This is a genomic window from Enterovibrio coralii (assembly GCF_001559595.1).
Lineage (GTDB): Bacteria > Pseudomonadota > Gammaproteobacteria > Enterobacterales > Vibrionaceae > Enterovibrio > Enterovibrio coralii.
The window spans coordinates 135,392-141,391 of record NZ_LNTY01000029.1 but is presented as its reverse complement, the minus strand read 5'-3'; the positions used below and the strand labels follow the sequence as shown (position 1 = coordinate 141,391).

At 47.3% G+C, this 6,000-nt stretch carries 4 protein-coding genes and 1 pseudogene; 1 reads left to right on the top strand and 4 read right to left on the bottom strand.

Annotated elements, in window-relative coordinates; genetic code table 11:
- The 4 genes and pseudogenes from ATN88_RS09390 to ATN88_RS09375 form a co-directional block, all read right to left on the bottom strand.
- Nucleotides 1–231 (bottom strand): annotated as a pseudogene (locus ATN88_RS09390) (bifunctional NADH-specific enoyl-ACP reductase/trans-2-enoyl-CoA reductase); the annotation flags it as partial.
- Between the two features lie 162 nt (nt 232–393).
- Nucleotides 394–2,688 carry an acyl-CoA dehydrogenase gene (locus tag ATN88_RS09385; RefSeq protein ID WP_067414626.1) on the bottom strand — a complete coding sequence of 765 codons (2,295 nt, stop codon included), beginning with the start codon at nt 2,686–2,688 and terminating at the stop codon, nt 394–396.
- A 50-nt stretch (nt 2,689–2,738) separates the two neighbouring features.
- The gene (locus ATN88_RS09380; RefSeq protein ID WP_067414649.1) at nt 2,739–3,416 is read right to left on the bottom strand and encodes a TetR/AcrR family transcriptional regulator; all 678 of its coding nucleotides are present in this window, start codon (nt 3,414–3,416) and stop codon (nt 2,739–2,741) included.
- 565 nt (nt 3,417–3,981) lie between these two features.
- Entirely contained in the window at nt 3,982–4,815 is an 834-nt protein-coding gene (locus ATN88_RS09375) for an NAD-dependent epimerase/dehydratase family protein (protein WP_067414621.1), read from the bottom strand.
- 314 nt (nt 4,816–5,129) lie between these two features.
- Here ATN88_RS09375 and ATN88_RS09370 point away from each other — a divergent pair, with 314 nt between their 5' ends.
- A complete protein-coding gene (locus ATN88_RS09370; protein ID WP_067414617.1) occupies nt 5,130–5,984 on the top strand; it encodes a MurR/RpiR family transcriptional regulator in 855 nt (284 codons plus the stop codon).
- The last annotated feature ends 16 nt before the right edge of the window (nt 5,985–6,000 follow it).

Genomic DNA, 6,000 nt, shown 5'->3' with positions numbered 1-6,000 from the left:
CATGGTTTTCGAAAACACACCGATGGTCGCCGCACCGCCGCCGAACGCTGCTGCAATGCGCGAAGATAGACCGTAGCCACTAGAAGAGCCAACAACCAGAACACGTTTTGGTGCATTTGCGATTGGGCCTTGCGCTTTGGTGTATTCGATTTGCTCTTTTACGTTAGCTTCACAGCCAACTGGATGCGTAGTCGTACAGATAAATCCGCGAATTTTCGGTTTGATGATCATATTCAACCTTCCTTACAAAGTTGCGCCTAGGATAAATACTTCATCTTGTTTTCGCACTTTTTTTTGTCTCAAAAGCAGTGATTCAGGCAGTGGTTGGAGGTGTTGACGAAAAAAAACGCCGCTTTTGCGGCGTTTTTGAGAGCGAGATAAACTTGCACTCCGTTATGCGGCTTTGCCTTTTCGGCGTGAACCTGAGGTTGCAGGTTTCGCTGGAGCAAACCATGATGGGTCAAAGTTATCCACTTGGATTGCTTTTGAACGTAACGCATCCGCATGTTTGATTTGTTCAAACTCATCTTGCGTGATGATGTTCTCTTCAAGTGCTTTCTCAAGTTTTTCAGCCAATGGTACTTTCGCTGGGATTTGACCGTTCTTCGCCGCCACAGCCAGCTTTTTCTCCAATGGCCTGATCGATTGCATCGCCTCAAATGCACGTTCCATGATGCCGACTGGGTCATTCTCAGCATCACCCACGTAACAAAGATGGGTCAGGCGTGAGCGGTGTGCGCCCGGTGTCATCATCAAACCCGCAATTTGATTTGCAAGCTCATCTGATGGCGCATCGAAATGCATGCCCAATGGGAAGGTTATGGTACGCAGGGTTCTACCTACACCTTTACGTGGGAAGTTGTTGAATGCTCCATCAAACGCGTCAGCACACTTGTTCAAACAATGCTGGAGTGAGTAATGAACGAATGGCAGGTCTGCTTGCTGGCGGCCTTCATCTTCGTAACGTTTCAACACGGCTGACGCAAGGTAGAGATGACTTAGCACGTCACCTAAGCGCGCAGACAGCATTTCACGTCGTTTAAGCTCACCGCCCAACATCAACATGGAGACATCCGCGGTTACGGCCAACGCACGGCTCATACGAGCGAATTGTTTGTAGTACTTCGCGGTTTCACCGGAGACCGGCGAGCTATTGAACGCCGAACGTGTAAAGGCATTGGTCAGTGCCATCAATACGTTTTTGGTCGCAAAGCCAATGTGCTTGACCAGCAAGCTGTCAAACGCTTCTGCGCCTTTGGTTTCATCAGTATCCGCTGCCGCTTCCATTTCCTTTAATACATAGGGATGGCAGCGAGTGGCACCTTGACCGAAGATCATCAGATTTCGGGTCAGAATGTTGGCACCTTCCACGGTGATTGCCACAGGCATACCAAAGTAATGATGACCGATGTAGTTAAGTGGGCCTAACTGAATCGCGCGCCCTGCGTGAATGTCCATTGAGTCATTCAAGATGGTACGAGCCAACTCGGTCATGTGGTATTTGGCAATCGCGGTGACAATCCCTGGCTTCTCATTCATGTCCAGCGAGGTTGTTGTCAGGGTGCGAGCCGCTTCCAGCATATAGGTATAACCACCAATACGCCCCATCGCTTCCGCAACACCTTCAAACTTACCGATGTTCATTCCAAACTGTTTGCGCACATAGGAATAAGCCCCTGTCGTGCGCGACGTTAAGTGACCCACGGCGGTGCCAAGCGCAGGAAGAGAGATACCACGACCCGCTGAAAGACATTCCACCAGCATACGCCAGCCTTTCCCGACATAGTCCTGACCACCGATCACCCACTCCATTGGAATGAAGACATCTTCACCGCGCGTCGGACCATTCATAAATGAAAGACCTAACGGGTTATGACGTTCGCCAATCTCAACGCCTTTGTGATCGGCAGGAATCAACGCACAGGTAATGCCAAGCTGTTCGGTGTCGCCCAGCAAGCCGTCTGGATCGTGCAGTTTAAATGCCAGACCCAACACTGTCGCGACCGGTGCCAGCGTGATGTAGCGTTTGTTCCATGTCAGGCGAATACCCAACACTTCTTTGCCTTCAAACTCGCCCTTACAGACAATGCCTTTGTCAGGAATGGAGCCTGCATCGGAGCCCGCTTCCGGGCCAGTCAGTGCAAAACACGGCACCTCGTCGCCGTTAGCAAGGCGCGGTAACCAATAGTTTTTCTGATCGTCAGTACCATAGTGCGTTAATAGTTCACCTGGGCCTAACGAGTTAGGGACCATCACTGTTACCGCAGCACTCAAACTGCGCGTCGCGATGCGAGATACAATGGTTGAGTTAGCGAATGCAGAGAATGCCAGCCCACCAAACTCTTTAGGAATAATGAGGGAGAAGAACTTTTCTTTCTTCAAGTATTCCCAGACTTCCGGCGGTAAGTCTTTGCGCTGTTGAACAATGTCAAAGTCATCCAACATACCGAGCAGCGTTTCCAACTGATTGTCGATGAAGGATTGCTCTTCATCAGACAGACGTGGTTTTGGGTATTGAAGCAAGGTTCGCCACTCAGGGTTTCCGCCAAACAGCTCCCCGTCCCACCACACACTGCCTGCTTCCATGGCTTCTTTTTCTGTCACTGAAAGCGGTGGCAGCACCTTTTTGAAAAACTTGAACGCTGGATCGCTGAGGTAACGTCTTCTAAATGATGGTTGAGAGCTCATGATTCAGATCCTTTTTGTTTCGTTATTTGGTTATTGTTGTTCTGTTTTTCTTAGCTTGCGCTAAGGGAAGAGCCGCTACTGACGAGCGTTAGCTCTCCGGCGACAGGTGCATCTACACCTGCTGCCAAATAAGGAATAAGTCGGTCAATGATGTCTTCAATAGAAACGTTATGACCAAAGTCATTCTCTGCTATCTCACTTAACGCTACGTTTGAAGCCATCGTGAAGATGACTGCACCCAGCGTGAAATGAAGTCGCCAAAACAGGTTTTCAGGTTTTAGAGAGGGGTTAGCTTTTACAACCGCTTGCGTAAATAGAGACAGCACGGTGTCGTAACGGGTTGTGATAAACCATCTCAAGTGACCTTGCACATCTGTATAGCCACGCCCAATCAACTGCATGAAGGTTGATGCGCCATGTCTGCGAAACGAATCCAAGTCCAGCAGAGGGCGTTTGGTGCAAGCAAACACATCCACCATGGTGATGTTGTCTTTCACCAACAGCAGTTTTAATTCCTGTTCTAATTGAGGCATGAATTTTTCGAGATAGCGGGCTAGTACCGCTCTCACGAGAGATTTTTTGTCACCAAAGTGATAGTTCACTGATGCCAAGTTAACGTTGGCTTTACTGGTGATCGTCCTCAGTGAGGTGTCTTTAAACCCATGTTCGGCAAAGAGTTGCTCTGCCGCATCAAGGATTTTCCCTTTGGTTTCGCCTTTCCCAGCCATTTTCATTCACCTGTATTAAACACCCGTTTAACTTTACATCTCATTAGCATTGATAACAACCCGAAAACAATCACACTTTTGACAACTTTTATTTTTCATGGGAACCCTGAAAATAAGGTGCTGTTATTAATAAGGTTTCTTACCGGTAACAACGCGAGACTGGCTCACTATTGAGAAAAAACTCGATGTGAGTGGGAACAAAGACTCAAAAGTCGGGTCTCAATTAGTGCCACTGCTTTTTCTTAGAAGAATTTCTTCTTGAGCCCACATCATCGATTCGCTTGTGGGCTTTTTTTCGTTCTAATGTTCGTGATTGTTGCCAAGAAGGCAGAGAGAAAAGGCGTGAGAATGGATTTGAAAAAAATTTTGAAATTTTTTTGAACTAATTTCTGAATGGGTTATCTGACTATATGTAGATAGCGGATAAGTGCCTTTTAATGTATAGCTGGCCGCCTCACATGATTTCTAACTTATCGCTATAAACTGCTGCTTTTTCTTACTCCTGCTTACAAATTTAATGTTGCCCGCTCATGATTGAAGCGGGCTTTTTTTATGTCTTTTTTACCTAAACCTTGGGCAATGGCATATCGTAAGGCGACCTATATTTCGGCGTGAGACCCAATGAAGCAAGAGTTTCGGTGGCATCGATACGCTTTCCACTGCCATCACTTGGCGTAAAGCTAGGCTCGACTAACCCCATGGACTTCGCTGCCCACTGATAAAATGCTTCGCGCGTTGGATGTTCCGCTGTACAGAGATGGTAGGCCCTACCACCAACACCTTTTTCGATCAGCGCGCAAATTGCAGCAATACAATCGTCACGGTGAACCAAATTCACTGGGTCATTGCCATTTGCAATGTCACTTCGTCCAGCCAAATAGCGCGCAGGGTGTCTGTCTTCTCCAACCAAACCCGATAATCGTAATACTGCGCCTCTATCACCGAATCGTTCAAACACATAGTTTTCGATTTCAACGTGCGCCTTGCCGGATTCCGTTGTAGGACTTGGCGTCGTCGTTTCGGTAATCGTCCCTTTCAGTTCGCCGTAGACAGATGTGGTGCTTATTAGAATAAGTTGCCCTGTCCCACCCGCTTTGACCGCATCAATCAGAGCTTTCATGTTTGCCACAAACACATCTTTCTCTATCGTTCTGCGGCCAGGCGGAATGTTCACCACCAGCGCATCAGCGCCGAATAGCTCCGTTGTGTTCGTCCATGACGTGCGTTCGGTCAAAGTGAATGCCACGCCTTGTATCCCGTGTTGCTCTAACGCTTTTGCATCAAGAGACGAGCGCTTTGTGCCAACCACCGTATAGTCTTTTGCAACCAAGTGTTTAGCCAAAGGCAACCCGAGCCATCCGCACCCACAAACCGAGACTGTTTTTATTGGTTTCGACATCGAAAGTTCCTTGTAATCCATTTTCAGATCCAATCTAAATTCATCAAATACGTGCCACAGAATCGCAATTTGATTAAATTCGGCTGAAAAAAAAATCCGAATCTGTGTAATAAAGCAACTAAAAGCGTGAATGAATACAAACTTTTTAAAGGTATTTGCTGGTTAAAATGTCATTAATCGATTCCACCCGTTAGACTCAATCATAACATTGTCGAACCTCAATTTATTTCGCCCGAGCACCTCAGTGACGTAAATCACGCTAGCGTAAGAGGCAGTTCTGAACACTAGATAGCGGAAGCAAAGCGGTAATCTAAATGAACACCCTAGAAAAAATACAAAAAAATATTGAAAACTTTAGTAAGTCTGAACGTAAAGTAGCAGAAGTCATTATTGCGTCTCCGCAAACTGCTATCCACTCAAGCATCGCGACCTTGGCAAAGATGGCAGACGTCAGTGAGCCAACCGTGAACCGCTTCTGTCGTCGATTGGACACGAAAGGTTTTCCAGACTTTAAACTGCACTTGGCGCAGAGCTTGGCGAATGGCACTCCTTACGTAAACCGCAACGTAGAAGAGCACGACAGTGCAGATGCTTATACGTCGAAAATCTTCGAATCGACCATGGCTTGTCTGGACGTGGCGAAAAACAGCATCGACCCTCATCAAATTAACCGCGCGGTAGATTTGCTCACGCAAGCGAAGAAAATTTCTTTCTTCGGTCTGGGTGCGTCGGCTTCCGTTGCGTACGATGCGCAAAACAAATTCTTCCGCTTCAACATTCCCATCGTTTGTTTTAACGACATCGTAATGCAACGTATGAGCTGCATTAACTGCACAGATGGCGATGTGGTGGTAGTCATTTCCCATACTGGCCGCACCAAATCTTTGGTTGATGTTGCCATGTTGGCGAAAGAGAACGGCGCGACCGTTATCGGTATTACCGAGAAAGGCTCACCGCTTGATAAAGTCTGTTCTCTGACAATCACCCTTGATGTGCCAGAAGACACTGACATCTACATGCCAATGGCAAGCCGCGTCGTTCAAATGACAGTCATCGACGTGTTGGCAACTGGCTTTACACTGCGTCGAGGCCCTGGCTTTAGAGAAAACCTAAAACGCGTAAAAGAGGCGATCAAAGATTCGCGATTTAATAAAGAGTCTCTAACCTAACGCATCCAAATAAGGG

Excerpts from the sequence above, each read along its gene's own strand:
- ATN88_RS09385 (WP_067414626.1), bottom strand. The coding sequence starts at position 2,688 with ATGAGCTCTCAACCATCATTTAGAAGACGTTACCTCAGCGATCCAGCG.
- ATN88_RS09380 (WP_067414649.1), bottom strand. The coding sequence starts at position 3,416 with ATGGCTGGGAAAGGCGAAACCAAAGGGAAAATCCTTGATGCGGCAGAG.
- ATN88_RS09375 (WP_067414621.1), bottom strand. The coding sequence starts at position 4,815 with ATGTCGAAACCAATAAAAACAGTCTCGGTTTGTGGGTGCGGATGGCTC.
- ATN88_RS09370 (WP_067414617.1), top strand. The coding sequence starts at position 5,130 with ATGAACACCCTAGAAAAAATACAAAAAAATATTGAAAACTTTAGTAAG.